This is a genomic window from Arthrobacter citreus, from assembly GCF_038405225.1.
Lineage (GTDB): Bacteria > Actinomycetota > Actinomycetes > Actinomycetales > Micrococcaceae > Arthrobacter_B > Arthrobacter_B citreus_A.
Map to the genome: position 1 here is coordinate 2,542,700 of NZ_CP151657.1, position 21,264 is coordinate 2,563,963.

General features: G+C 67.0%; 16 protein-coding genes and 2 pseudogenes. 2 read left to right on the forward strand and 16 right to left on the reverse strand.

The features are described from left to right. Positions 1–55: 55 nt before the first annotated feature. From AAE021_RS11760 to xylA, 5 genes are all read right to left on the reverse strand, one after another. On the reverse strand, positions 56–544 hold the full coding sequence (locus AAE021_RS11760) for a hypothetical protein (RefSeq protein ID WP_342022516.1): 489 nt from the start codon (positions 542–544) through the stop codon (positions 56–58). Continuing rightward, positions 544–1,632: a serine hydrolase domain-containing protein gene (locus AAE021_RS11765; protein WP_342022517.1), complete on the reverse strand. Its 1,089-nt coding sequence runs from the start codon at positions 1,630–1,632 to the stop codon at positions 544–546. Before AAE021_RS11765 ends, AAE021_RS11760 begins: the two co-directional genes overlap by 1 nt. A 1-nt stretch (position 1,633) precedes the next feature. Beyond that, the gene (locus tag AAE021_RS11770; RefSeq protein WP_342022518.1) at positions 1,634–2,146 is read right to left on the reverse strand and encodes an ArsR family transcriptional regulator; all 513 of its coding nucleotides are present in this window, start codon (positions 2,144–2,146) and stop codon (positions 1,634–1,636) included. A 121-nt stretch (positions 2,147–2,267) separates the two neighbouring features. Then, a complete protein-coding gene (locus tag AAE021_RS11775) occupies positions 2,268–3,674 on the reverse strand; it encodes an FGGY family carbohydrate kinase (RefSeq protein WP_342022519.1) in 1,407 nt (468 codons plus the stop codon). Between the two features lie 141 nt (positions 3,675–3,815). Then, positions 3,816–4,997, reverse strand: coding sequence for a xylose isomerase (gene xylA, locus AAE021_RS11780; protein ID WP_425362396.1), 1,182 nt, complete (start codon positions 4,995–4,997; stop codon positions 3,816–3,818). A gap of 249 nt (positions 4,998–5,246) precedes the next feature. On the opposite strand from xylA, the gene AAE021_RS11785 reads away from it, so the two are divergent. Then, a complete protein-coding gene (locus tag AAE021_RS11785) occupies positions 5,247–6,440 on the forward strand; it encodes an ROK family transcriptional regulator (RefSeq protein WP_342022521.1) in 1,194 nt (397 codons plus the stop codon). A gap of 25 nt (positions 6,441–6,465) precedes the next feature. Here the strand turns inward: AAE021_RS11785 and AAE021_RS11790 are convergent, their stop codons facing one another. After that, positions 6,466–7,002, reverse strand: a complete 537-nt coding sequence (locus AAE021_RS11790; protein ID WP_342022522.1) for a TIGR03086 family metal-binding protein — start codon at positions 7,000–7,002, stop codon at positions 6,466–6,468. 126 nt (positions 7,003–7,128) lie between these two features. Here AAE021_RS11790 and AAE021_RS11795 point away from each other — a divergent pair. Beyond that, positions 7,129–7,917: pseudogene (locus tag AAE021_RS11795) on the forward strand (helix-turn-helix domain-containing protein); the annotation flags it as partial. Positions 7,918–7,969: 52 nt separating this feature from the next. Here AAE021_RS11795 and AAE021_RS11800 read toward each other — a convergent pair. From AAE021_RS11800 to AAE021_RS18105, 10 genes and pseudogenes are all read right to left on the reverse strand, one after another. Beyond that, positions 7,970–9,154 carry an FAD-binding oxidoreductase gene (locus AAE021_RS11800; protein WP_342022523.1) on the reverse strand — a complete coding sequence of 395 codons (1,185 nt, stop codon included), beginning with the start codon at positions 9,152–9,154 and terminating at the stop codon, positions 7,970–7,972. Positions 9,155–9,158: 4 nt separating this feature from the next. Then, entirely contained in the window at positions 9,159–10,784 is a 1,626-nt protein-coding gene (locus tag AAE021_RS11805) for a GMC family oxidoreductase (protein WP_342022524.1), read from the reverse strand. Further along, entirely contained in the window at positions 10,781–11,458 is a 678-nt protein-coding gene (locus AAE021_RS11810) for a hypothetical protein (protein ID WP_342022525.1), read from the reverse strand. The genes AAE021_RS11805 and AAE021_RS11810 overlap by 4 nt, the downstream gene beginning before the upstream one ends. Then, positions 11,455–12,492 carry an NAD(P)-dependent alcohol dehydrogenase gene (locus AAE021_RS11815; protein WP_342022526.1) on the reverse strand — a complete coding sequence of 346 codons (1,038 nt, stop codon included), beginning with the start codon at positions 12,490–12,492 and terminating at the stop codon, positions 11,455–11,457. The genes AAE021_RS11810 and AAE021_RS11815 overlap by 4 nt, the downstream gene beginning before the upstream one ends. 117 nt (positions 12,493–12,609) lie before the next feature. Then, positions 12,610–13,575: a D-2-hydroxyacid dehydrogenase gene (locus AAE021_RS11820; protein ID WP_342022527.1), complete on the reverse strand. Its 966-nt coding sequence runs from the start codon at positions 13,573–13,575 to the stop codon at positions 12,610–12,612. 139 nt (positions 13,576–13,714) lie between these two features. After that, positions 13,715–15,907 carry a hypothetical protein gene (locus AAE021_RS11825; protein WP_342022528.1) on the reverse strand — a complete coding sequence of 731 codons (2,193 nt, stop codon included), beginning with the start codon at positions 15,905–15,907 and terminating at the stop codon, positions 13,715–13,717. 341 nt (positions 15,908–16,248) lie between these two features. Next, entirely contained in the window at positions 16,249–17,742 is a 1,494-nt protein-coding gene (locus tag AAE021_RS11830; protein WP_342022529.1) for a hypothetical protein, read from the reverse strand. A 136-nt stretch (positions 17,743–17,878) separates the two neighbouring features. Further along, the gene (locus AAE021_RS11835; RefSeq protein WP_342022530.1) at positions 17,879–18,916 is read right to left on the reverse strand and encodes an SGNH/GDSL hydrolase family protein; all 1,038 of its coding nucleotides are present in this window, start codon (positions 18,914–18,916) and stop codon (positions 17,879–17,881) included. Between the two features lie 20 nt (positions 18,917–18,936). After that, entirely contained in the window at positions 18,937–20,895 is a 1,959-nt protein-coding gene (locus AAE021_RS11840) for a hypothetical protein (protein WP_342022532.1), read from the reverse strand. Positions 20,896–20,907: 12 nt separating this feature from the next. Beyond that, positions 20,908–20,994 (reverse strand): annotated as a pseudogene (locus AAE021_RS18105) (hypothetical protein); the annotation flags it as partial. Positions 20,995–21,264 lie beyond the last annotated feature (270 nt).

The following is a 21,264-nucleotide window of genomic DNA, read 5'->3' on the forward strand; positions in this document are numbered from 1 at the left end:
AGTGCTCCTCTGAATGCTGAGAGGAGCACTTTCTGCCATTTCGGCGTGGGCGGACCTAGCCGATGGCAAAGGAAAAGGCGACGACGGCGGCAAGGAACCCCGCGTGACCGGCCACCGCGGCTTTCCCCGGCTCCTTTTTCGGTTTTGTGGACGGTTTCTTCACCGTCTTAGTGCCGGCATTCCCGCTCCAGCGGTCCGGTGCGTCCTCACCTGCCGCGGCGTGCTCCGCTGCCGCGTCATCCGCAGCCAACCGCTCGGCGGAACGCGGCCGGGCAGTCAGCTCCGGCCAGCGAATGATGACGCCGGCCGCGGCGGCGGCCAGAGCCACGGCGGCCACCACCCACAGCGCCACAGTCCCTGGGCTCCAAGGCACCACCAGGCGGAACAGTCCCGCCACGGCCGCCGTTTCCAGCAAGCCAACCAGCAGGGACATCCCGCTGCGCCGGGACCAACGGCCTTCCCGTTTCCACGCTGAGACGGCCAGGGAAAAGCAGGAGTACACCAGTAACCCGGAGAGGATCCAGGGGATGACCGAGAGAAGCATCAGAGGCCTTCCTTCAGCAGGGTCAGCGCCGCTTCTTCTTGGCCGGCGGCCACATTGGAAAAGATGAGCACTGCCTTGCCCACGCCGCGGTCCAGCGCCGCCATGGAGGCGAAACCGCCGGTTTGCCCGTTGTGCCACGTGACAACCCGTTCCGGTGATTCCTTCGAAACCTGGGTGAACCAGGACAGGCCCACCCGTTCGCCGTCGTCCCCGGTTTCCCAGACAGGATCGAGAGCTTCGGCGCCGGGCGCGGTGCCGGCCAGCATTGCCTGCGCGTAGCGGGACATATCCGCGGCCGTGGAGCGGATTCCGCCGGCCGGGGCGCTGCCGTGCATGGTCCAGGCCGCCTGGCCCAGCCCGCCTGCGGAGCGGCCCTCCGGGGCATCGGGCCGCAGGTTGTCGGCCGTGATTGGTGCGTACGTGTCCTGCATGTCCAGCGGCTCCAGGATGCGCTGCTGCAGCAGCTCCTGGTAGTCCATCCCGGCTGCCTTCGCCAGCAGCTGGCCGAGGAAGGCATAACCCAGGTTGGAATAGCTCACGTCGCCGCGGCCGCCCACCGGCGCAGAGCGGGCCTGCTCAATCACCTCGTCGGGTGAAGCGGAGTAGGGGTCGCGGTGCAGGATGCCCGCCATGAGCCCGGAGAAGATCGAGCCAGGGTCCGTGGCCAGGCGGGGTAGCCCGGATCGGTGGCTGGCCAGCTCGGCCAAAGTAACGGTGCCGATCTTCGCGTCCGGATCATTCAGGTCAGGGCCCAGGATATCGGCGACAGTGGTCTCCAGCGTCACTTCCCCGCGCTCGACGGCGTCCGCCAGCAGGGCCGCGGTGAACGTCTTGGACACGGAGCCAATCTCAAACTCGGTGTTTTCATCGGCACCGAAACCGGCATACCGAACCGTGCCGTCGTGGATGTAAACCACGCTGACCTGGTCCGCCGGAGTCTTTAGGAGCGGCCGGACGGCGTCGGCCAATGCTGTGTCTCCGGAAATCTGTGAGGACAGCCGGGGCGACCATGGCGCCGCCAGAAGCCCGCAGGCCACGACGGCGGACGCCGCCAGAATTCCGGTAACGATTCGTGCTCGTGCGGGCATGTCAATTACCTCCGGTTGCAGCGGTCAGGATGGCCAGCAGCGGGATGACCCGGGCCGGCGGAATCCGGTAACGGGAGCGGGCGTGCGGAGAGAGCCAGCCCGCGGCGGTCAGTTGGTGGACGTGGTGGTAAATCTGGCCGGAGGTTCCGGAGCCCAGTTCCTCCACCAGTCCGGTGACGGTCTCGGTTCCGCCGAGCACCGCGCGCAGGATCGTCAGCCGAACCGGATGGCCCAGTGATGCCAGCGAGTCGGCGAACTGAGTCCAGTCGACGTCGAGCAGGTGCTCTGTTTCCAGGCCGTACTGGTACTCGTAGCGGGCGCCGGCCGCGGTTTCCGCGGTGCCGGCAAAGAGGACAGCTCCCGGACCGGGATAGCGGCTGCGCACGCCGTTGAGGACCCAGAACACGTCGCCGTTGTCTGGTGCCGGCGCCGGTTCGCGATCCGCGCTCACCTGTTCCAGGGCGGCAACGCGCTCCTCGAGCGCCTGCAACCGGTCCTCGTGTTCTGACGTCATACCCGATAATTACGTAATTACGGACTAATTACAAGGATTTCGTAATTTGCCCACGCCGAAATGGCGGAAAGTGCTCTTCCCAGGGCTGGGAAGAGCACTTTCCGCCATTTCGCGGGTGGGTTTAGCGGGCGGTGGCCGCGGCCCGGCGGTAGCGCTCCAGAACATCCGGAGCCGGTGCAGCCTCCACAACGGAGGTGCCGGCCGCGGTCCACTGCGGCCATTCACCGGACAGGACGGCCGCGGCCTGCCGGGCGGCGCCGTCGGCCACGTACTCCCCCGGCTCCGGAACCGTCACGGGCATGCCAAACACAGCCGAAACCGCCTGCTGAATTGCTTCGGACCGCGCGCCTCCGCCCACCAGGATGATGCGGCGGGCCTCGATGCCCTGATCGGCCAGCGCCGCGAACCCGTCCGCCAGTGAGCAGGCGATGCCTTCGACGGCGGCGCGGGCCAAGTTGGCCGGCGTGAAGTTCGCCAGCGTCATCCCGTGCAGGGATCCGGTGGCATCGGGAAGGTTGGGGGTCCGTTCCCCCTCAAAGTACGGGACCATGCTCAGGCCGCCGGCGCCCGCCGCAGCACCAAGCGCCAGGCTCGTCAGCGCGGGCAGGTCGACTGACAGCAGCGCCGCCGTCGCATCCATGACTCGGGAGGCATTCAGGGTGGCGGTGAGCGGAAGGTAGTTGCCGGTGGCATCGGCAAAGCCGGCCACCAGGCCGCTGGCGTCGGCGGTCGGATCCGCAGCAACAGCGAAAACGGTACCGGAGGTGCCCACGGAAACGACGACGTCGCCCACTCCCGCGCCCACGCCCAGGGCAGCGCCGGCGTTGTCTCCGGTGCCCGGTGCGATCACGGCACCCTCAGAGGTGTGCTGGTCCGTTTCGAGCGGGCCGAGGACCCGGGGAAGCAGCGGCACGTGGCCCAGGGTCTGTTCCAGCACTGCCGGCAGGTATTCGCCGGTGCGCGGGGACCAGTAGCCGGTGCCGGAGGCATCGGAGCGGTCCGTGCGCAGCGCCTCGAGTCCGGCGCGGCCGCTGCCCGGCCCGTACCCGGCAAGGCGCCAGCTCAACCAGTCGTGCGGCAGGCAAACCGCGGCCGTGCGGGACGCATTGGCGGGTTCATTCTCGGCCAGCCACCGCAGTTTTGCCGCAGTAATCGAGGCCACGGGGACCGTGCCGGTTTCCTCCGCCCAGTACCGCGCGCCGTCGGGTCCGGCCTCGGACACCATTTTGTCGGCAGCCGGCGCGGAACGGGTGTCATTCCACAGCAGCGCCGGACGGATCACGGCGCCGTCCTCATCCAGGCAGACCATGCCGTGCTGCTGGCCGGAGACCGCAACGGCCTGGACATCAGCCAGACCGCCCGCCGCCTGCAGCGCCTGCTGCAGGGCTGACCACCAGTTTTCCGGATCAATTTCGGTGCCCGCGGCATGCCGGGCGCTGCCCGAACGGACCAGGGCGCCCGTGGAGGCATCCCGGATGACCACCTTGCAGGATTGGGTGGAGCTGTCCACGCCGGCGACCAGTGCCATGGCGGTACCTTTCGTCGTTGATGAATTATCGGTTTCAGCGAGTCGATGTGTTCGTGCGATGCTACCCGGACGCCCAACCGCCGGGCCCGTGCGGACACGGACCCGGCGGCAGGAGTCGGCGGTAAGAGAACCTTGCAGGAGTTAGCGGGCACCCATCAGGTGTTCCACGGCCAGCTGGTTCAGCCGGACGAAGCCGAAGTCGCGCTCTCCGGCCTTGTCGGCGTCGTAATCCTCGAAGGAAGCGGTGTCGGCGAGGAAATCGGCGGTGCTTTCGCCGGCATCGAGGGTTGTCTGTCCCAGTTCAAAGACGCCGGAGACGGCGAGGGCTTCCTGAACTTCGGGGTCGGCGCGGAAGGCCAGGGCGCGTTCCTTGAGCAGCAGGTACATGGACATGTTGGCCGCCGCGGAGGCCCACACGCCGTCATACCCGTCAGTGCGGGACGGCTTGTAGTCGAAGTGGCGCGGGCCGTCATACGTCGGGCCGCCGTTGGGGAAGCCGTTTTCGAGCAGGTCGACAGTGAAGAACGCACTGGTGAGGTCGCCGTGGCCGAAGACCAGGTCCTGGTCGTACTTGATGGACTTCTGGCCGTTGAGGTCAATGTGGAACAGCTTGCCGGACCACAGCGCCTGCGCGATGCCGTGGGTGAAGTTCAGCCCCGCCATCTGCTCGTGGCCGGTTTCGGGGTTCAGCCCAACAATGTCGCCGTGCTCCAGCTCGTTGATGAAGGCCAGGGCGTGCCCGATGGTGGGCAGGAAGATGTCGCCGCGGGGTTCGTTCGGCTTGGGCTCGAGCGCGAGGCGCAGGTCATAGCCCTTTTCCTTGATGTAGCCGGCGGCGGTGTCAATGCCTTCCTTCATGCGGTCAAAGGCTGCGGCGAAGTCCTTGGATCCGTCATATTCGGAGCCCTCGCGGCCACCCCACATGACAAAGGTTTCCGCTCCCAGCTCGGCTGCCAGATCCAGGTTGGCCAGGACCTTGCGCAGCGCGTACCGGCGGACGGAACGGTCATTGGAGGTGAAGCCGCCGTCCTTGAACACCGGATGGCTGAACAGGTTGGTGGTCACCATGGGCACCTTCAGCCCGGTTTCCGCCAGGGCCGTGGTGAAGTTCTTCAGGATCTGCGCCCGGTCCGAGGCGCTGGCGTCGAACGGAATGAGGTCGTTGTCGTGGAACGTGACGCCGTAGGCGCCCAGCTCGGCCAGCTTGTGCAGGCCCTCGACCGGGTCCAGCTCGGAGCGGGTCGGAACGCCGAACGGATCATTTCCGGTCCAGCCCACCGTCCAGAGTCCAAAGGTAAAGCGGTCCGATGGTGATGGCGTCATTGTCACAGTTCACTCCAAGATCCGGTATTAGTTGGATTCAACAACATATGACTCTAAACCGCAGGTGTCAATGGTTTTCACAAAACCTGAGGTGGACTTCCGCCGTCCAATGCCACGTTTTGAATCTTCCACAACAAAACGCGGTTTGGCGCCCGGACCCGGGTTACGCTGGAAAACCGCCGGCTGGCCGGGCATCGTTCCGCGGCGGGCTCCACTCCGTCATCCAACTTCAGCAGAAACGGCAGCAACATGAGTGCTGGTACATCCCCGGGCACGGACATCCGCGGACAGAACCTGTCCCGGGTTCTGACCCTCCTCCACAGGCGTGGCCCGCTCTCCCGCGCCGATTTGACCCGCATCTGCGGCTACAACCGCTCCACCGTGAGCGCGCTTGTCGCCGAGCTGGCCGAGCTGGGCCTGGCGTACGAAACTGATCCGCCCGCCCTCAAACGCGTCGGCAGGCCCTCTCCCCTGGTGCACGCGAACGAGAAAGTTGCGGCGATCGCCATAAACCCCGACGTCGATGCCGTCACCGTGGGCTTGGTGGGGCTGGGCGGCAAGGTGCACCGGCGGGTACGGTACGACGCCGGTTCCCCGCCCACGGTTGTGGATACCGTGAACATCAGCAGGGCTGTGGTGGATGGCATGCAGTCGGAGCTGGCCGGGATGACCCGGATTGCCGGAGTGGGCGCCGCGGTTCCCGGACTCGTTAACAGTCATGACGGCTCTGTGCTGTTGGCACCGCATCTGCTGTGGTCCGGCGAGCCGCTGGCTGACGCGCTGTCCGCCGGGCTCGGATTGCCGGCCCGGGCGGCGAACGACGCCAACCTGGGTTCGCTTGCGGAGAGCCTTTTCGGAGCTGCGGTGGGAGCATCCGATGTCATTTACCTCAATGGCAGCGCGAGCGGAATCGGCGGCGGCGCCATGGTGGGCGGAGTGCCGCTGCGCGGTGCCGCCGGGTACGCCGGTGAGCTGGGGCACACCGTGGTCACTCCGGGTGGGCTCCCCTGCCACTGCGGCCGGCGCGGGTGCCTGGAAACCGAGGTCAGCCTGGGGAGGCTGCTGTCCATCCTGAAGCTGGAGCATGCGGACCAGGACCAGCTCGAGGCGGCCATGGCCGGGGACGGCTCCCCCGAGCTCATCGCCGAAACGCACCGGCAGCTGGATTTACTGGCCCTTGCGCTGACCAACTTTGTGAACATTTTTAATCCGAGCATCATCGTGCTGGGGGGCTTCCTGGGCGTGCTGCACTCGTTTGCCGCCGGGCGGCTTGAAGCTGCCGTGGCGGCCGGCGGGATCGGCGGGCTCGGCAGTCAGGTCACCATCTCACGGGCCGCCCTGGGCGCCGATCTGCTGCTGGTCGGCGCCGCGGAGCTCGTCTTCGCCGGACTGCTGGCGGACCCCGCCTCCGTGGGCGCCCTGCCCCAAACCGCGCTGCGCTGACGGGCGCGCACGGCTCGGCCTCGGCTCAGGCCCGGCGCCCCGTCCGGGCGAGCACCCGGCGGAGGAGGCCGGCGTCGTCGGGCACCGGAACCGGCGGGGCGAACAGACCGGGACCGTAGGCCTGCTCGCCAAACCCGTCCATCGCGGCATCCACCGCCTCCAAATCCTCCGTCGACAACCCGGCGTCGAGCCCCTGGGACGTGGCAAGATCCCAGCGGTGCACAATCAGGTCTCCACCGTAGAATCCGGCAAGGGTTTCACCGATCGTGCTCGGGCCAAAGTAACCGGGGAATTCCCGGTCCGCGACGGCGGGATCGGCCAGCAGCTCCGCTACGTGACGTTCATGCTCCAGCCACCGCTTTCCCGGATCACCGCTGTCCACCTCCGGACCGGACAGTCCGTGCCGCTCCAGGAAGTCCCGTTCGGTGGCGACCACATGCTCCACCAGGTCGCGGGCGGTCCAGCCATCGCACGGCGTCTGCGCGTCCCAGTCCGTGGTCCGTACGGTGATCGCGGTGAACGGCTCGGCGTTCTTGCGCCAGAGGTCCAGGGATGCTGTCATGATCGTTCCTTAGGTTGTGGTGGGTCTCTTGGTTGCGGGTTGGTCTTCGGTGCAGCTGCTTTCACGCTAGGCCGGTCCGAAGAGTGTTGTCTTGAACAAATCCGACAGCAGAAACGGAAGCGGCAGGTGTTCGACGAGACCGGATTCAGCGAAATCGGCAGGGGCCACCTCAGCGACCCCGCCGACCGCTCCTTCACGCTCCACCGCTACAGTCCCTCGCCGGCCGCGGACCCGTGGCTGCGCGTCTTTTGGATTCCCGTCTGGAACGTACCGGCCGGTGAAGTCCGCGAACAGCGCATTTTGACCTATCCCACCTGTCTGCTCAGCATCACAGCGGCGTACGCGCGGCTGGTGGGGCCGACGACGGCGGCGGCCCGGGTGCCGCTGTCCGGCAGCGGGTGGGCGTTCGGCGTTATGCTCCGGCCCGGAACCGGACGGATCCTGCTCGGCGGGTCCCTGCCCGGCGGATCCCCGCCGGGTGCCGGGGCCAGCGATGACGTCAGCACGCTGACCAACCGCCACGCCGATCTGTCGGAGTTGCCCTTTCTTTCCGGTCTGGTCCCCGGGATCCGGGACCTGATGTCCGCCGGTCCTTCCCATCCCGCAGCCCATGCCCGGGCCCGGCGGATGGTCGAGGACCGCTTCTTGGAGCTTCCCCCGCCCACCGGGGACGCCGCGCTGGTCAACGAAGTGACGGCCCGGGTGGAAGCGGATCCGGAGATCACCACCGTGGCGTCCCTCTGCGCGGTCTTTGATCTGCAGGAGCGCACCCTGCAGCGGTTGTGCACCCGGTATCTGGGCGTGACCCCGCAGTGGCTGATCCGCCGGCGCAGGCTGCAGGACGCGGGCGAACAGCTCCGGCACGGCTCCGTCCCGCTGGGGGATCTGGCGTTTCGGCTTGGCTACGCGGACCAGTCCCACTTCTCCCGTGATTTCCGCCGGGCCACGGGATGGACGCCGGGAGAGTTTACGGCGCTGGTGCACCGCGGCGAGCCGGCAGGTCAGGATTCCGGGCCGTCAGCAGGCGGTCGGGACGGAACGGTGCCAGCACCGGATGCCGGCGCCCGGCAAGGATTTCCGCGGCCAGCAGTTCCCCGGCGATCAGGCCCAGGGTCGCCCCGGAATGGGTGAACGCCATGTAGCAGCCGGGCAGGCCGGAGATTTCACCCAGGACGGGAAGCCCGTCACCGGGCACCGGCTTGAGCCCGATCCGCCAGCTCTGCGGCATCAGCCGGGGATGTCCGGCCAGGAGCGATGATGCTTCATCCACCAGGTCCTGCGCCACCTGCGGATCCACACTCCAGCCGCCGTCCCCGTCAGGCGTGATCTGGTCCAGGTACCAGGTGTGGTCCATCGCCAGCCGCGATCCCGGATGCGGGCGGAGGGAAACCCGCGGAGTGTTCAGCACTGCCTTCAGTCCGTGGGCCTTCGGTTCCGTCACCACCAGCATCGCCAGGTCCGAGCGGTCCCCGAGCTGATAGCCCAGCCGGTCCAGGATGGCAGGTGTGCCGGCGCCGCCGGCCACCAGGACAACGTCGGCCGGATACGTTTCTCCAGCCGCGCTCCGAAGCCCGACGGCGGTCCCGCCGTCGACGACGACGCCGGTGTTGCCGGCGCCGGTGATCAGCGTTCCGCCGCGGAACGCAAACTCGTGCAGCAGATGCCGGATCAGGTGCGGCAGGCTCACCCACCCCTCGCCGGGGTTGAACAGCACCACGGGCGGCAGCGCCGCAGGGTCCAGGCCCGGCACCAGGGCGGGGACCTCGGCCGCGGGAACCAGCCGCGCGTCGTACGCCTGGTTCCGCTGGTGCTCATACCGTTCCGCCGGTGGCGCCGCGGCCCCGTCCGCGCTCCAATACACCCCGCCGTCGAACCGCAGCCAGTCAATCCCAGGGTTCTCCGACAGCAAAGTCCGGTAGCGGTCCATGCCGGCCAGCCGCAGCCGGTGGTAGGCCGGCGGGTAGTCACCCCCGGAGTTCAGCCAGGACAGCGAGCGTCCCGAGGCCCCGCTGGCCGGGTGTCCTTCAGTCACCAGCGTGACGCGGGCGCCGCCGCGCAGCAGTTCCACCGCCGTCGAGACCCCCAGGATCCCGGCGCCGAGCACCGCGACGGCCGGAGCAGACCCAGCCCCGCCGCCACCGGGCTTCACCACGCGCTCAGATCTCCCCCAGGGCCATTTGCGCCGCCAGGTACTCGGCCTGCCGGATGGCCAGCGCCACGATGGTCAGCGTGGGATTGGCCGCGGCTCCGGTGGTGAACGCCGATCCGTCGGAAATGAACAGGTTCGGCACATCGTGGGTTTGGCCAAACCCGTTGCACACCCCGTCCTCGGGCCGGCTGCTCATCCGCGCGGTCCCCAGGTTATGGGTGGAGGGATAGGGCGGCGTCCGCACCGCCGACGTCGACCCCACCGCCTCGTACAGGGCCTGGCCCTGCCCGTATCCGTGTTCGCGCATGGCGACGTCATTGGGGTGATCATCAAAGTGCACGTTTGGCACCGGCAGGCCCAGCGGATCCGTGACGGTGGTGTTCAGCGTGACCCGGTTGGTTTCCTGCGGCATGTCCTCGCCCACAATCCACATCCCGGCCGTGCGCCGGTATCCGTCCAGGATCGCCGCGAAGCCGGGACCCCACGCGCCCGGATCCACGAAGGAGGCCAGGAACGCCGGGCCCAGCGAAATGGTCTCCATGTAGTAGCCGCCGGCAAAACCGCGGTCGGTGTCGTGGCGGGATTCATCGGCAATCAGCCCGGCCATGGTTTCCCCGCGGTACATATTCACCGGCTGCTCGAACTGTGCGTAGACGGAGCCGGTGGTGTGCCGCATGTAGTTCCGGCCCACCTGGCCCGAGGAGTTCGCCAACCCGTCCGGGAACAGCGGTGAGGCGGAGAGCAGCAGCAACCGCGGCGTTTCAATCGCGTTGCCGGCCACCGCCACCACCCGGGCCTTTTGATGGTGCAGCTGCCCCTCGGCGTCGGCATACACCACCCCGTCCACCTTGCCCTCCGGGGTGTGGGTGATCTGCACGGCCTGACTCTCCGGCCGCAGGTCCAGCCGCCCGGTCTTCAGCGATTTGGGGATCTCCGAGACCAGGGTGGACCACTTGGCGCCGGACTTGTCGCCCTGGAAATTGAAGCCGTCCTGCACGGAGGCCGGACGCCCGTCGTAGGGCTCCGCGTTGGTGGCATAGGGGCCGGTGGCGAAGTGCCGGTAGCCGAGTTTCTCCGCGCCGTTGGCGAACACCTTGTAGTTGTTGTTCGCCGGCAGCGGCGGACGGCCGTGGACGTGGGTGGAACCCATTTTGCGTTCCGCGACGTCGTAGTACGGCTCCAGGTCCTCCAGGGTCAGCGGCCAGTCCAGCAGGTTGGCGCCGTCGATCCGCCCGTACACGGTGCGGGAGACAAACTCGTGCGGCTTGAACCGCGGTGTGGCTCCGGACCAGTGGGTGGTGGTTCCACCCACGGCCTTGACGATCCATGCCGGCAGGTTCGGAAAGTCACGGGCAATCCGCCAGCTGCCGGAGGTGGTGCGCGGATCCAGCCACGCCATTTGGTTGAACGCTTCCCACTCGTTGTTGACGTAGTCGGAGTTGGTCAGGAACGGTCCCGCTTCGAGCAGCACCACCTTCACCCCCTTCTCCACCAGTTCATGGGCCAGGGTTCCGCCGCCGGCGCCCGAGCCAATGATGACGACGACGGAATCGTCGTCGAGGTCAAAGTGCGCCGATGCGGCCAGCGGGTCCGCTGATCCGGTGGGCTGGAAACTGGAAATCTGTTCGCTCATGCCGTTCCTCCTCCGTGCTGCCGGGGTGCCTGTGCCGCGGTGCCGGATTCCGGGGCCGGTCCGGCCGCGCGGGCTGCGGCCGAACCCGCCGCTTCATCCCGGTCCGGTGCGCTGTCCGCGTTGCCTGCGGTGGCTTCGTTCCCGCCCGCGCCCCGGGACCCGGACCGCTGCCCGGGCTGGGCCACCGGATACGGCAGCGGGCCGGTGTCCGGAACGTAGCCCTCCGGCGCTTCAACCCGCGGGGTCGGCAGCCAGTTCAGGTCATCGAAGCCGCGGTTGACGTAACCGCCCTTGTCGAAGGACGGGCCTTCATAACCGAGCACCTCCCAGACCTGCGGATCGTCGTAAAGGTTCAGGACGGTGGTGCGGCGGATAAAACCGAAGAACTCCAGGTCCGAGACCCGGCGCAGCACCGCGAGGGCACGTTCATCGGACAGCTCCAGGAAGGGTTCCTCGGACTGGGCGCCCAGGGCGATCAGTCCCTGGGTCAGGACCACGCGGAACCACGTGGAGGCGTCGGCTTCGGCGACAATGCGGTCGGTCATCCGTTCGTAGGCGGCAGCGGGAAAGTCCGGGTGTGGGAAGGCCGTGCGGATGATGCGCTGCAGGATGGCCCGCGCTTCGGGTGTCAGGTTCGTTTGGTTCAGGGCGGGGTACTTGGCGGGATACGTCACGACGTCCTTCTTCCTGCCGGCGGGATGAGGATGCCCCGGCCGGTCAGCTTGCCGGCGTCGAGGTCGTGCATGGCCTGGACGGCGTCGTCGAGGTCGTACGTGGTGGTGTGCAGGGTGATGTCGCCGGCGGCGGTCAGGGTCATCAGCTCCACCAGGTCCTGGTAGGTGCCCACCAGGTTCCCCACCACTGAAATTTCGCGGGAGATCAGCTCGATGGTGGGGATCCGGATTTCTCCGCCGTAACCAATGGAGTAGTAGCTGCCCCGGTTCCGGAGCATCTCGATGCCCTGTGCTTCGGTGCCGTGTTCGCCCACAAAGTCGAAGACGACGTGCGCTCCCCCGTCCGTGGCCTCCAGCACCGCTGCGGTGTCCGGGCTTCGCAGCACGGTGTCCGCGCCGAGGGAGCGGGCCAGTTCCAACGCGGCCTCGGAGGTGTCGATCACGGTGATGTGCGCGGCGGTGAGGGCCTTGAGTGACTGCACGCCGATGTGCCCGAGCCCGCCGGCGCCGATCACCACGGCCTGGGTGCCGGGAAACAGCAGCGGGGCGGCCTTGCGGACCGCGTGGTAGGCGGTGAGTCCGGCGTCGGCCAGGGCGGCGATGTCCGCCGGCTGCAGTGACGGGTCCAGCTTCACGACGGCGCGGGCATTGGTCTTGAGCTGCTCGGCCATCCCTCCGTCCACATTCAAACCCGGGAACACCGCGTTTTCGCAGTGCGAATCGTCCCCGGCACGGCACGGCGGGCACAGTCCGCAGGTCACCAGGGGGTGCAGGATCACCGTGTCCCCGGGCGCCACGTTGACGACGGCGGAGCCCACCTCGCGCACCCAGCCGGCGTTTTCGTGGCCCAGGATGTAGGGCAGCCGGGGATGCTGGATGGCATCCCACTGGCCCTCGATCACATGCAGGTCGGTCCGGCACAGCCCGGCGGCTCCGACATCCACGATCACATCCCAGGGACCGGTAATTTCCGGCTCGGGAACTTCATCAATATGCGGATCCTCGCCATAGCGGTGCACCCGGACAGCCTTCACGCCGCACTTCCTTCTCCATCGAATTCGGCCAGCAGTTGGACCCCAGTCTTATCCGGGGCGCGGGCGCGGGTCAACGGGTGGCCGGGTTCCGGGGTGGGGCGGCAGGCGCCGAAGCGGTCAGGACACAACGAATCCCAGCTGCTTGTCCACGACGTTGGCCAGCGGCCGCCCGGCCTTGAACGCCGCCAGATTGTCCGCGAACTGGCGGGCCAGCGCCGGCAGCTGGTTCTGCGAATCCCCGGACAGGTGCGGGGTCACCAGCACGTTCTCCAGCTCCCACAATCCGCTCGATTCCGGCAGCGGTTCGGTTTCAAACACATCCAGCGCCGCTCCGGCCAGGGCGCCGCCTCGCAGCGCGTCCTCCAGCGCCGCCTCGTCCGCCAGGGCGCCCCGGCCCACGTTGATGAGCACCGCCGTCGGCTTCATGGCGGTGAGGACCTCCCGGCTGAGCATTCCGCGTGTGTCCGGTGTCAGCGGCGCCGCCAGGACCACATAGTCATAGGCACCCGCCACGGCGGCGAAATCGGCGCTGGCATGGATGGTGCCGAAGTCTGCGTCCCCGCCGCGGGCGGTGCGGCCCGTTCCGTCCACCCGCAGGCCGACGGCGGCCAGGAGCCGGGCGGTGCACCGGCCAATGCTGCCGGTTCCGGCCACCAGCACCGAGGCTCCCGCCAGGTCACCGGTGGCGTAGTGCCGCCACTGCCGCTGCCGCTGCTGGGCGGAGGCAAGCCCGAAGTTCTTGGCGAAATGGAACATGGATCCCAGCACGTGTTCGGCCATGGGACGGTCAAAAACACCGCGGGCGTTGGTCAGCACCACCTCCGAAGACACCAGCTCGGGAAACATCAGTTTGTCCACTCCGGCCGCGGGCACATGTATCCAGCGCAGGGAATCAGCGGCCGGCCAGGCCCGCCGCACGCCGTCGGCGAAGTAATCCCAGAGATAAAGGATGTCCGCGCCGGCCAGCGCCTCGGGGAGGCCGGCGTCGTCGGTCACCCGGACCTCGGCCTCGCGCTGCAGCTCTTCCATACCAACGAGGGGCCGGTTTCCGGCGAGGACGGTGATGACGGGGTGCGCATTCATGCCCCCAGCCTAGCGACGAACCACAAAGGGAACCGGTGGGCGCGTGACGCCGGCCGGTTCCCTTTGTTTTGGTGCTTACGGTGCTGCCGAACCCCGCTGGAACTTCATGGCGGGGCTCTGCTGATGAACCCCTGGCCGCTTATTCGAAGTTGAGCACGTAGTCCACTTCGGAGCCGCTGCCCGTTCCCTTGACCAGTTCCAGTTCCAGGGTGTGTTCCTTGCCGTCGTCCGGAACGGGGATAACGAGTTCTTCCGGATCATTTCCCACGGCGACGGTGTATTCCTTGCCGTCCACGGTCACCACCAGGCTGCCGGGCTTGTCCCATTCGGAGAAGCTGCCCATGGCCTCGAGCACCAGCTTCACGTCATCGTTGCCCTTGGGCACCTTGACGGTGATCTCTTCCGTGGGGCCGGGGTAGTCATCCAGGGAGAGGTAGCCGAATTCTTCCCCGGGGTAGTCGTTGATCATCGGCGGTTCCACCACGCCCTCGAGGGTGAACGACGTCGAGTACTGCACGTCGTTGCCGCTTTCGGCGAACTTGTCAGCCCATTCGTCACCGGCGTAAATCACCACTTTGTATTCACCGGCGGGGGTTTCCTCCCGCAGGTAGGAATCCGGCGAGGTGATGGTTTCCTTGCCGTCGGGCGAGTAGACCGTCAGGCTGCTGTAGTCGTCGGTGCTGTCCAGGATCATTTCCTCGTCCAGCTCCAGCTTCATGACGGCGTAACCGGCTGAGTTGAATTTCAGTTCGGTTTCCTCGCCCACCACCATGGTTCCGGCGGTGTCCTCGCTGCGGGCCAGATCCAGCATGGCCAGTGCCTGCTCGCGGGTGATGGAATCGATCCACTGCAGCGTCCAGTCCGTGGTCGTCTCCATGAGGCTGACCTTCCAGTCGCCGTCTTCCTTCACGGTGGACATTCCCAGCGGCGGGAGGGCGCGCATCACTGCTTCGCCGTCGACGCCGCCCTCGAGCATGACGTAGCCGGACTTCCCGCGGCACATTTCGTCCGAGCCGTCGAGTTCGATGCAGTCGGAGGTTACCCGCAGCTTGTCCCCTTCCACTTCCGCTTCCAGGGTTTCCACGGTGGCCCGCCCGCGGTCGCCGTCCGTTTCCGCATCCTTGAACTTATTGGTGGTCACCTGCAGGTCGACGTCGGATCCGCCGTCCATGGCGTCGTTCAGCGCACCGCCGTAGTAGTGGACGGCGTTGCCCTCGTAGCTGACGAGGTAATTGCCCACATCGGTGAATTTCCCGCTTTCCACAATGCCGGGCACGGCTCCGATCAGGGCCTGCACGGCTTCCGCCGGTGAGCCGCTGCCGTCGGTGCCCTCGGGCAGGCTGCCGCGCTCGCCGCCCGTGGACTGGGTGATGAGCTCAAGGCCGGTGTAGAGCGGGCTGAGGTACCAGCGTCCGTTGTCCTTGACGGCGGCCATCAGCAGGGGGTCGCCGTCAATTCCCAGCTCGGAAAACTCAGTGGTCTCGTCGATCTTCTCCATCTCGTCCGCCGCTTCCAGGGCGGAGCGGACGGCACCCGTGGTCTGCTCAGGGTCCACCTGGACCCGGACGCTGCCGGAGTTGAACGCCAGCACTGCCAGCTGGTCATCAACCTCGGTGATCTCCGGCTCCACGTTCTCGAATGTGACGGTGATGCCGTCGAAGTTAATGTCGTCGTTCACGTCCTCGGCGTCTTCGCCCACCTTGTTGGCGGCCTCGAGGATGCCGAACTCCTCGACCTTTTCGGTGAGGCCTTCGCGCAGGCGGTTGAGCGAGTCACGCTCCGCGGGAGCGACCATCGTGACCAGGCCAATCCCGTCCTTGGCTTCCACTGACTCGATCAGTTTCTCGGCCACCTGTTCGGGAGATCCGGCGCCGCCGCGGATGATGTTCTGGATGAAGAAGTAGGCGCCGAGGCCCGCCACTGCCAGGACGACGGCGAGGAAGACCAGGACGATCGTCTTGCGGCTGGCCTTCTTCCGCGGCTCCTTCATGCCGTCCGCCGGATCCGCCGGCGGCGCCGGGGGTGCCGGGGGTGCGCCGGAGCCGTCTGCTGCGGATGCACCTGCGTCTGGCACAGCCGCGCCGGAGCCACCCGCGCCTGGCACAACCGCAGCGGGCGTGCCGGAACTATCCGCACCGGCGGAGGGGGCGGAAGCCTCATGGAACTGGGGATTCGGGGAATGGTCCTGCTGGCCGGTCCCGGTACCGGGTTCAGGCGGTTCTTCCGTGGATGCGGACTGCTGTTCGCTGCCTTCATCAACCGGACGCCGGCAGTTTCCGCAGAAACGCCATTCCGGCTGCAGCGCAGCGCCGCAGGACATGCAGTATTTCATTTATTTTCCCCCCAGGGTTGGCACGGGGAGTTATGCAATGCAATATCCCCCCGGAAATAACAACGCAGTGTTCGGAGCCTAACATGTCACCATTGATGGCTCCCAATGAAGAAAAGCAGCCAAGGGACGGCATCCGTCCCCTGGCTGCTTCTACTCAAAATGCGGCAGCGGTTATGCCCCGCCCTCTGGAATCTTGTTCTCCGGAATCCCGCCTCCGCACATTTTGTCCCCGGAACATTTTCTCCCCCGGCAATATTGCTACGAGCAGTCGACGCGGTGGGCAGCTCCTACCCGCACTGGGCGCAGAACCGGCGTACCGGATTCACGTCAGGGTTCATCGGTTACCACCATGGTCCCGGGTAAACTCCGTTGTCGTTTGCTTCCAGGGAGTATGTTCCCTTGGTCTCGTCGGTCACCAGTGTCCAGTCGGCGCTGACGGCCTGAGCCGGACGCACTTTCCAGTTTGCCGCCAGCTTTTCACCCGTCATAGCATCCAGGACGGGCTGCTCGTCAGTGTTTTCGATGTACAGCTTGGAACCGAAGAGGTACAGCGACTGCAGGTTCAGCGCCTGGCCCTGTTCGCTGGTCACCTCCAGCGTGGATGCCCACGTTGTGGTGTCATACACGCGCAGTGCCGGCAGCGTGGCATCCGATGTGCCGTACTCGACAACCGCCAAGGGTCCGGCCGAATCAAACTTCACGCTCTGCGCGCCGGTGAGCTGGTTACGCAGGATTCCGGTGGCTGGATCCACCACGGCAACAAAGTCCTCATTGCCGTTCACCACCACGGTGAGGCCGCCGGCGTCGAGCGTTGCCGAACAGCTCGGGTAGGTGACGGTGCCGTAGTTGTTTTCCCACAGCTTGGCGCCGGTAGTGGTGCTCCAGGCCGAAATCAGGCAGCCGTCGTTGCGGTCGGACAGAATCGCCGTCGTTCCATGGTGCGCGGTGAACACTCCGCTGCCCTCGCCTACCTGCTCGAGCGCTGCGTTGAAGAACCGCGCCGTCGGCTCGCTGTAGTCCTCGCTCTCCAGGGCCATCGAGCCGTCGCTGCTGCCGTGCAGGGTCAGTTCGCGGAAGTTGTCGTGCTCAATCCCGGTCACCGGCGCTTCAGCGAGGGGCGCCGTCTTCTTGTCGTCGTAGGTGCGCAGCACCGTGGCGTACTGCTCCGGGTCCAGTCCGGAGGCCGGCGTTCGGATTTCCACCAGGGCCGCGAGCTTCGGGGCATCCCCGGTGCCGATGACGTCAAGGGTGCTGCCGGATACTTCCTGGCCGGAGGGCGCCGCAGGCATTGGATAGGTGCGGGCGATGGACTCTCCCGGGACGTGGGCTGAAACGCCGTTGGACGTCCGGTAGATCACCATGCCGTTGCGGACTTCCGACGTTGACGGTTCAAAGCCGGACAGCGGAATGCTGGCCGCTGCCTTCGCGGATGCCGGGGAACCGGCCGACGGCGATGCGCTGGCGGAGCCGCTGCGGGCGGCACTGGGGGTCGCGCCTGAGCTGGCGGAGGCACCCGCGGAGGCGGAAGGCGAGGGTGAAGCGGACGACGACGGCGCGGCTCCGGTTGCCTCGGTCTGGTCCTTCCAGGGTCCCCAGACATATATGCCGGCCGCCAGCGCTGCCACCACGATGACGGCGCCGGCGATGGTCAGCGGCGTACGCCGGCTCTTGGACGGGGCCGTCAGTGCTTCCTGCGCCCCGGGCTGGCCGGAGGGCTGCGGATTGGGCCGGGTATCAGCCCCGGGCTGCTGGTCCTCCGGGCTGGGTGACGGCTGGTCCCGGGGCGCCGGGGGCGGAGGCGGCGCCGCAGCGGATGGCGCTGCCGCGGATGGCATTGCCGCGGGCATCCCGCAGTTGGCGCAAAAGCTGACTCCGGCTTCCTGCGGTTCCCCGCAAACTGAACACAACATGGCGTCCTTTCAATGAGACACAAGGGCTTTCCTGAGCTGCGGTACGCCGCGTCGCCGGCGGTTAGGCCGGATGTTCTTCCAGCCACCGCACAAGGTCTTCCGTCAAAACCCGGTAGCCGTCCGCGGTGGGATGCAGTATTTCCTGGGATGCGGAAACCGAGGCCACCGCACCCAGAAGTGGCCCAATGCGGGCCGTGTTCACCAGGGGATCCGCGCTGCAGGCTCCCCGGCCGGCAAAGGAATCCTCCAGTGCACCGGCGTACCTCACGTCCGGCAGGCCCGCTGCCTGCACGGATTCCTCCAGCACTGCGTTCAGGGCGTCGGTGACACGCAGCCCGAAGTCCAGTTCCCCGGACGACAGCCGCCCGCATTCAGCAGCACCGGCGTCGAACATTCGCGGATACGGCAGTACGAGCACCGGCGCACGGGCCGCGGTCCCCACCCTGCGGTAGGTCTCCGTGAGCTCCGGGCCCAGCGAAAGCAGCTTCTGCTCCGTGCTTTTCGCCAGGCCGATGTCCTCACCGCAGGGCTCTGTTGCAGCCACGCAGGCCTGCAGCAGGTCCGCGAAGCCCAGATCGTTGCCGCCAATAGACAGAAGGACAAGGTCAGGACGCACTCCGGCCATTTGCTCCAACTGCGCCGGAACTCCGCCGGGACCGTGCCCTTCCACCTGCTGCGCGGTTTCCAGCGCGGAAATGCGCGCACGCGAGCAGGCAAAGTTGTGGACAATAGGCCCGGTTTGCGGACCCGTCTCCCCCGCCGATGCCAGCGCCTCGGAGCTGCGGTGGCAAAGGCTTTCGGCGACGCCGTCAATCGGTTTGTAGGAACCGGCGCCTTCACCGGCAGCAAAGGAATCGCCGAGCAGCACCACCTGTGCCGGTTTCCCTGGTTTCCCGATAAGCGCCGCCAGCCTTGCCGCAGCAGCAGGAGCCCGTTCGGGTGCCGGCTCCCGCGTAGTTACCTCCCCGGGTGCCGCCGGAACGGGTGCGGAACCGGACGGCTCCTGCGTAACCGGCGGGGTACGGCTGGCGGCCGGAGTGCTCTCTTCAACGGCAGGGGCAGGCGAGCATCCCGCCAGAAGAATCCCTGCCGCCAGCATCCCGACCGCCAGCCTTTTCATTAGCTGCGCAGGCGGAGCGCCTGGTCCACTGCGGGGTCCCCGAGTTGTCCCAGCCAGGTCAGCAAAGCCGGGTACGTGGACGGGTTGGCCGCCACAGCGGGACGGGTCTCCGGATGATTGGCGGCCAGTTCCTGCAACCGCGCCAGCGGGGTCTGAGGATTAGCCGCTTCCTTCATCAGGTCCGATCCGCCGTCAGCGGCGGGCTGCGCCGCTGTGGAACCGGCCGTGGAACCGGCGCCGGGGCTGGGCTTCTGAGCGGCAGCCGGGGTTTCGGCTTTCTTGGATTCGGCTTTGACCGGCTGAACCGGCTGTTCCTTCATCTGGACCGGCCGTCCGGACTGGGCCTGCGGAGCTTGCTGTGTTTGACCCTGACCGGCCGCCTGGGCCGGTGTCTGCTGAACCCGTGTCTGCGCGGTGGGCTGTGCAGCGGGAGCACCGGCAAAAGTGAAGCCCGATGTCCCGGAGCCGTTGCCGCCGGGAAGGGACGTGAAATGTTCACGGGAAGCACGCGGCAGCCACAGCACCGAGAGGATGGCAGCCGGGACCACGAAGGTCAGCAGCAGGATGACAGCACCGAGGTAGCCCTCATGCTGAACGGCCCAGACGATCATGAGCACCAGGCCAAGGACAAACAGCAGTCCGGCGTATCCGGTGGGGATGATGTAGGCGGAGCGGGGGTCCTTGCCCATGAGGCGCATGGTCACCACGGCTCCGGCTGTCAGCAGCAGTCCGAAGAACAGGGCGAGGACCTGCGGCACGTAACCGTCCGAGTAGTCGCTCGTGGCCTTCGTGATCAGGCCGATGGCAGCCGTGAGGGTGAGGACGCCGCTGAGCCCCGCGGCCAGGAGCAGCCACGGCTGCAGCCCGCTGCGGGCATCCGCCGGTGCCACTGCCGAAGCTTCGGTGAGACGGGCGACGGAGGGCGCGGAGACTGCGGCGCCAAAGGCCATCCAGAAGACAACGGAGAACCCGGGTGAGATGGAATTCAGGCTCAGGTTCAGCAGCGTCTGGTCCTCAAAGAGGGCAATCAGTGACAGGAACGCGGAACCGAAAGCCAGGATGACGCCGGCACGGCGCCAGCGGTCGGAGCGTTTGTTGAGCTGCAGTGCAATGAAAACCAGAACGGCCGCACTGGCCAGCGCCGTGAGGGTGGCGGCGAGTCCCCAGCCGGTGATGTCCGGGAATCCGGTATCGCCCATGGCCACCCAGTAACGGATGATCTGGACGAGGGCCACCACGGTTGCCAGCCCGGCGATGCCGAGGCTGACGTAAATCCAGCGCTGGTTGCGGGGCTGATCCACGTCTCCGGGCGCAATTTCTCCGCACCGCGGCTGCGCTGCCAAAACAGCTCCGGCGAGGCCAAAGGCCAGAGCCGGGCCGAGGGTCCCAAAGGTGCTCGGTTCAAAGGTCTTGGACGTGATCAGGTGCAGGGCAACATACACCAGCACCAAAATGAAGTACGGAATGTTGGCCAGAAGCTTCAGGTCCTGGATCTTGCGGTAACCGACGCTCGGTCCAAAGACACCCGCGCGCCAGATGTAGCTGATACCCAGTGACAGCAGGCTGACCAGGGTAATCAGGATGACGTCGATGCGGGTGCCTGCCCGGGATTCCTCATAGGATCCGTAGCTGAAGGCGGAAGCGTCGTCGACAATCCACACCATGAACAGGGAAAGGATCAGCGCCAGGGCGGCGATGCCGTCCCGGATATAATCGCTCACCGGAATGCCGGCGAACGCCCCGTTGGACTTCTTGGGGGCAGCGGCCGGAGCCGCGCCTGTCTCCGGAACACTACCGGCCGGGCTGTGTCCCTGGCCGTGCCCGTCCTGATGGGCGGCCCCGACGCCAGCGTATTCAGGCTGCCGCTGGGCTTCCGCCTGCACCGGGGCCCCGGCGGTCCCGGCTGCGGAGGCCGCCGTCGTGGTGTCGCCGGATGCTGCCTTTGTACCGCAGCTCACGCAAAAGCGCGCTTCCGGTGTTAGTTGCTGCCCACATTGGACGCAGAATTTCATAACACTTCCCTCTTGTAATGGTTGTAAGTGGCAGGCCACGCCCATTCCGACGCCGGCTTCCGCCGGACGCCACAGCGAAAGCTTTCATGATGCCGTGGCCTCCGGTCTGGTCCAAGGCTTCTGGGAGGCGTAGCAAAGCGCCGCGTGCGTGCGGAGGCATCACGATGAAAAGGCCCGGTGCCCATCGCTGTCAGTGTCAGCAGCACTCCGGTAAGGATGGCCACATTGCAGCCGGATTTCTGAAACCCTTCGGCGGGGCCGGCCCCGGGGGTAGCGCCCTCGGGTGCAATTCCGATCCCGCGGATGACGGGCACC

Excerpts from the sequence above, each read along its gene's own strand:
- AAE021_RS11760 (WP_342022516.1), bottom strand. The coding sequence starts at position 544 with ATGCTTCTCTCGGTCATCCCCTGGATCCTCTCCGGGTTACTGGTGTAC.
- AAE021_RS11775 (WP_342022519.1), bottom strand. The coding sequence starts at position 3,674 with ATGGCACTGGTCGCCGGCGTGGACAGCTCCACCCAATCCTGCAAGGTG.
- AAE021_RS11785 (WP_342022521.1), top strand. The coding sequence starts at position 5,247 with ATGAGTGCTGGTACATCCCCGGGCACGGACATCCGCGGACAGAACCTG.
- xylA (WP_425362396.1), bottom strand. The coding sequence starts at position 4,997 with ATGACGCCATCACCATCGGACCGCTTTACCTTTGGACTCTGGACGGTG.
- AAE021_RS11820 (WP_342022527.1), bottom strand. The coding sequence starts at position 13,575 with ATGAATGCGCACCCCGTCATCACCGTCCTCGCCGGAAACCGGCCCCTC.
- AAE021_RS11765 (WP_342022517.1), bottom strand. The coding sequence starts at position 1,632 with ATGCCCGCACGAGCACGAATCGTTACCGGAATTCTGGCGGCGTCCGCC.
- AAE021_RS11830 (WP_342022529.1), bottom strand. The coding sequence starts at position 17,742 with ATGCCATCCGCGGCAGCGCCATCCGCTGCGGCGCCGCCTCCGCCCCCG.
- AAE021_RS11835 (WP_342022530.1), bottom strand. The coding sequence starts at position 18,916 with ATGCTGGCGGCAGGGATTCTTCTGGCGGGATGCTCGCCTGCCCCTGCC.
- AAE021_RS11790 (WP_342022522.1), bottom strand. The coding sequence starts at position 7,002 with ATGACAGCATCCCTGGACCTCTGGCGCAAGAACGCCGAGCCGTTCACC.
- AAE021_RS11825 (WP_342022528.1), bottom strand. The coding sequence starts at position 15,907 with ATGAAATACTGCATGTCCTGCGGCGCTGCGCTGCAGCCGGAATGGCGT.
- AAE021_RS11805 (WP_342022524.1), bottom strand. The coding sequence starts at position 10,784 with ATGAGCGAACAGATTTCCAGTTTCCAGCCCACCGGATCAGCGGACCCG.
- AAE021_RS11770 (WP_342022518.1), bottom strand. The coding sequence starts at position 2,146 with ATGACGTCAGAACACGAGGACCGGTTGCAGGCGCTCGAGGAGCGCGTT.